Raw genomic sequence first — 4781 nt, 5'->3', positions numbered from 1 at the left:
CACGCAGAAGAGCCCGCCGGTCAGCTCCAAAAGGTGATTCAACGGAAGAATCGACAGGAACACCTCGTCGCCGCTGATTCCTATCATCTCCGTAAGCATTCGAACCTCAAATACAATGTTTCCAAAAGTGATGATCACACCTTTTGCAGAGCCGGTTGTGCCGGATGTATAGGCGAGAAGACAGGGTTCCTGCATTTCCCTCTCGACACCTTCTAACGTATTAGATGGCTGCAAACGCCTGAATTCACTGAAGTACCAGCATTTTCGAAGAGCGGGAGTGGCGGTTCGCAACGATTCAGCCGCGGCCCGAACCGAATCCGATGCGAGCAAGAATTGCGGGCGGGCATCCCCAACAATGGCAAGGATCTCGGAAGTCGTAGCCCGGATATCCAGCGGTACGATCACTCCTCCCGCTCTCACTCCACCGAAAAAGGAGATGACCCATTCAGGACAGGACTCACCCCAAATTGCGATTCGATCCCCGCGGCGAGCTCCCTGCTCGCGCAAAAAATCCGAAAGTTGATTGGATCTGCTTGAGAGTTCGAGGTAACTGCACGTTTCCCAAACAACTCCTTTTCGTATGGAAAGGGCAGTATGTTCCCCAAAGGTCTGTAACTTCAGCTGCATCAAATTCAGAATACTTTCCTGTTCGGGTTCCATGTGACTTCTCCTAAATCTTAGGAACTTGCAAGAGGTTTGCCAAACCGGGATTTTCTTGCAAAAATAACTCATCACGCAACGGAGGGACTCATGCACTGGTATTACGAGAGTGGCGGACAACAGATCGGCCCCTTAACAGAGGAACAATTCCGCGCCGAAGTCAGAAAAGGCAAGATTTCACAAGACACACTGGTGTGGAACGAATCACTCACCGGTTGGATAAAGTATGGAACACTCGCAGCGCCATCGCCTCCGCCGGTTTCAGTTCCTCAACAAACTTTTGCAGCTACACAAAGCTGCTCTCAATGTCGAAGGAATTTACAACAACAAGAGATGATTCAGTACGGGGGCCTTTGGGTCTGCGCCGCATGCAAACCCGCTTTTTTTCAAAGACTGAAAGAAGAAGGAAGAGTTTCAGCTCTCTGGCGGGATGGAAAATTTCTGGTTGCTGCGTGTGATACAGTGCTGCCGGACCGGTGCGTCAAGTGCAACCGTCCGGCAAGGGGACTACGGATGACAAAAAAATTGTACTGGCATCACCCGGCCTTATATTTGCTGATCTGCGCCGGCGTTTTGATTTACGCAATCGTTGCACTGGTCGTTCGCAAAACGGCGACTCTTCATCTGGGAATCTGTGAGGAGCACAGAAACAAACGGAAACGTTCCATCGCAATCACCTGGTCTCTTGTTGCCATAACCATCGTGCTTTTTGTTGTATCTGCGGTGACAGAGGAAGGAGCCATTGCGGGGCTAGCAGTTCTCGTGCTCCTGGCAGCCATCATCTTCGGGATTGTAACTACACAATTAGTGGCTCCCGTCAAAATTGATGATCAGGGAGTTGTCTGGCTGAAAGGTGTTCCGCCGGCTTATTTAGAAGGATTGCCCTCCTATCGAAGCGTTTAGTTCAAAAGAATTATTTTTTCCATTGAAATCGCTTCAGGTCGATTTTTCCGGCAGGATTGAACACGACTTTCTCGATTTCCAGCAGGCGCCGTTGACGTTTAGCTGTGAATCCGGATAGTGAGATGCGCCCCTGAGAATTGATCACACGATGCCAGGGAATGCCAGAGTTTTGCGGGAGACCGTGGAGCGCGTAACCCACCAGGCGCGCATGTCCGTCAATTCCTGAAAGGCGCGCGATCTGTCCATAGGTGGCAACCTTTCCGCGCGGGATTTTTTTTATCTGTCGCCAGATCAGTTCGTGTTTCATAACTCCGACAGAAACCGCTCGAGTCGCCGGATGGTGCCGGCCTGTCCCATCGAATGAAGAAGCTCAAATAGACCTGGTCCCGATGTTTTGCCGCTTACAGCGAGCCGGACGGGATGAATCAATACGGCTGCTTTGATTCTTTTTGTTTCGGTGAAGCTCCGCAAATACGCTTCGAGCGTCGCAACTTGCCAATCCGGTAGTTGCGATAAACGGTACATAAATTCTTCTAGCAAGGGTTTCAACCCGGGTTCCTTGCGGGTTTTTTCCAGACCTTTTGTATCGTAGGAAAAATCCTCACGATAGAAAGGCTCCAGCATTTGAATCAGCTCAACGAGAGTCACAGAACGCGTTCGCATCAGATCGACTCGTTGCGCAAATTCCGGATCTTTGCTCCATTCTTTGTTCTGTAAGTAGGGGCCTGCCGCTTCCAGAATTCTTTCCAGACTCAAAGAAGACATATATCTTCCGTTCATCCATTGCAGTTTCTTGAAATCAAATACTGCGTTACTGCTGCCAACGCGCGCAAGATCGAACTCTTTTGTCAGTTCTTCAAGACTGAAAATCTCTCTTTCATCTCCCGGATTCCATCCGAGCAAAGCGAGAAAATTTACCAGCGCTTCCGGAAGAATCCCCTGGTTCCGGTATTCTTCCACGGCTACGGCTCCGTGCCTCTTGCTCAGCCTCTTTTTGTCAGGACCGAGGATCAAAGGAAGATGGCCAAATAACGGAGGAGTCGAATCAAATGCGTCGTAAAGAAGAATCTGTTTGGGAGTATTTGAAATGTGATCATCCCCGCGGATCACATGCGTGATCTTCATGTCGATGTCATCCACGACAACTGAAAGATGGTAAGTAGGATAACCATCCGAACGCAGCAGGACGAAATCATCGATCGAACCATGATCGAGTGAAATTTCACCATGCACAAGATCCTGAAAAGCCGTTCGTCCCGAAGGCACAAAAAAACGGATCGCATGTGGTTCGCCGCTTGCCAATCTTATTTCGATTTCTTCAGGACGGAGGCTCAAGCAGATTCGTTCGTATTTCCACGCTCCTGTGGCTTTCATTCCCGCTTCGCGCCGCGCGTTGAGATCTTCGGGTTTGCAAAAACAACGATAAGCTTTCCGGCGTTCTACGAGTTGAAGAGCCGCTTGTTTGTACATGGTGAGACGTTGCGATTGAAAAAATGGTCCTTCGTCCCATTTCAACCCGAGCCATTCCAGGCTGTTTAAAATAATCTGGACCATTTCCTCGGAAGAGCGCTGAACATCCGTATCTTCAATTCGTAAGATGAATGTGCCGTTCAGCTGACGAGCATAAAGCCAGTTATAGAGAGCCGTTCGGGCTCCGCCCACGTGGAGATATCCAGTAGGGCTGGGGGCAAAACGCAAACGAAAGGATTTGTCTGCCATGTTATAATCCCCTAAACGGAGATGATTCTAATGAGAAAAGTGTCTCTAATCAAACTTTTGATTGTAACAGGTTTTACTCTGGTGCTGTCCGGCTGCTTTTTTGGAGAGGATGATAGTGGATCGGCCGGCGTGAATATTGCTGGAACCTGGCGAGCGACGGTCCGGGTGGAGAATTGTTCGCCTGCGGACGTCTGTGACGATGTGGGTTTTGAACCCGGCACGACCGTTACGGCTGTCATGGTATTGCGTCAGGACGGAACAAAGGTGGAAGGCACCTACACGTATTCGGGCTCCGGCATTGAGGCGGATGTTGAGGGCACAATCAGAGATAACCATCTGGTATTGAAGGGAGATGCGAAAAATCCTTTGGGCAGTGCGACAGTGGATCTTGTAGCATTCGCGTCGGAATCTCTGATTGATGCGGCAGTTTCCCACAACGTCAGAGTGTTTGATGGCAGGTCGGGAACGGTGAGCGGCTCGGGTGATTTTAGCAAATAAAATTTTCACCGCAGAGGACGCGGAGGCCGCAGAGATAAAAGAAAAACTGATTTTTTTCTCGGCGATCTCAGCGTTCTCTGCGGTAAATCCTAAATTCGCTCGAAATTGGCAGGTTCCATTCCGCCCTCTTCTGTAAGCTCCATCAGTTTACGCCAGATATCCTGAACCTTACGCGATTCGTGCGCTTTCTGGAAAGATCTTCGGCTTTTCCATTCAAAGATCTCCTTATAAATCGACGGATTTTCCGGGTCTTTCAGCAGAAAAGGGAGTTGGCCGGTGGTGAGATTCTCACTCCTAAGAATTTTCCAGTGTTTTCGAAGGACTTTTGCAAACTCTTTCTCTCGTCCTTTCTTCACCACGTATGTGACGATTACTGCTTTCATATGCGTTCAGCCCCTACAATGTTAACATACCCACCATGCGTGTTCTAAGGCTAAGTTTGTACTTGGGAGGTCTATTTAATTTGACCATGGGTTGCATTTTCTTGAGCAACGGGCTTTTGGAATGGTTTTTCCTTTCAGCCATGGCTTTAGAAAAGAATATTTTTGGAAGAGAGGTTACGTTGATCTTCCCGTCGGATCCGTTGCACCGGCTTTTGATACACGGCTTTGGTGCTGGTGTTCTGATTCTTGGCGCGACTTTGCTTTACAGCGCTAAGGATCCACGACGATTGGTATCCTTTATTTTCTTTGATGGAGCGGGGCGGCTTCTTTTCAGCGTGTTGATGTTCTATTATGTCCTGACCTTTTCTCTTCCAAGGACGATTTTGATATTCGGGGCAGTGGAATTTGTCCTTGCATTGATTTATATATGGGGTTCGGTCAAAAGTGCCAAAGCTATGAGTCATGAGTGATGAGACCCGATAGTGACTCATTGCTCATGACTCATTGCTCTGGCACTGAATTGGCTGTAACCTTTTGACTCTAGAGAACTTCGTATGATAAAATGACGCGATTTTTGTTACGTAATTCGCAAGCTTTTGGACGAATGACTATTGTTTG

The 4781-nt window shown here is 48.7% G+C and carries 7 protein-coding genes; 3 read left to right on the top strand and 4 right to left on the bottom strand.

The window, feature by feature from the left end:
- The coding region (locus tag L0156_23220) for a long-chain fatty acid--CoA ligase (GenBank protein ID MCI0605908.1) at positions 1-660 on the bottom strand (660 nt) is incomplete at its 3' end.
- Positions 661-750: 90 nt separating this feature from the next.
- Between L0156_23220 and L0156_23215 the strand changes: the two genes are divergently transcribed.
- Positions 751-1563 carry a DUF4339 domain-containing protein gene (locus tag L0156_23215; GenBank protein ID MCI0605907.1) on the top strand — a complete coding sequence of 271 codons (813 nt, stop codon included), beginning with the start codon at positions 751-753 and terminating at the stop codon, positions 1561-1563.
- 10 nt (positions 1564-1573) lie between these two features.
- Here the strand turns inward: L0156_23215 and L0156_23210 are convergent, their stop codons facing one another.
- Both L0156_23210 and gltX read right to left on the bottom strand, forming a co-directional pair.
- Positions 1574-1870: a methylated-DNA--[protein]-cysteine S-methyltransferase gene (locus L0156_23210; protein ID MCI0605906.1), complete on the bottom strand. Its 297-nt coding sequence runs from the start codon at positions 1868-1870 to the stop codon at positions 1574-1576.
- Positions 1867-3282: a glutamate--tRNA ligase gene (gltX, locus tag L0156_23205; protein ID MCI0605905.1), complete on the bottom strand. Its 1416-nt coding sequence runs from the start codon at positions 3280-3282 to the stop codon at positions 1867-1869. The genes L0156_23210 and gltX overlap by 4 nt, the downstream gene beginning before the upstream one ends.
- A gap of 30 nt (positions 3283-3312) precedes the next feature.
- Between gltX and L0156_23200 the strand changes: the two genes are divergently transcribed.
- On the top strand, positions 3313-3780 hold the full coding sequence (locus tag L0156_23200; GenBank protein ID MCI0605904.1) for a hypothetical protein: 468 nt from the start codon (positions 3313-3315) through the stop codon (positions 3778-3780).
- Positions 3781-3869: 89 nt separating this feature from the next.
- Here the strand turns inward: L0156_23200 and L0156_23195 are convergent, their stop codons facing one another.
- Positions 3870-4163: an antibiotic biosynthesis monooxygenase gene (locus L0156_23195; GenBank protein ID MCI0605903.1), complete on the bottom strand. Its 294-nt coding sequence runs from the start codon at positions 4161-4163 to the stop codon at positions 3870-3872.
- Positions 4164-4198: 35 nt separating this feature from the next.
- On the opposite strand from L0156_23195, the gene L0156_23190 reads away from it, so the two are divergent.
- A complete protein-coding gene (locus L0156_23190; GenBank protein ID MCI0605902.1) occupies positions 4199-4633 on the top strand; it encodes a hypothetical protein in 435 nt (144 codons plus the stop codon).
- Positions 4634-4781: the final 148 nt, after the last annotated feature.

The organism is bacterium (assembly GCA_022616075.1).
In the GTDB taxonomy this organism is placed as follows: Bacteria; Acidobacteriota; HRBIN11; order JAKEFK01; family JAKEFK01; genus JAKEFK01.
The sequence above is the reverse complement of the archived record's forward strand: the minus strand, read 5'-3'. Positions and strand labels throughout refer to the sequence as shown.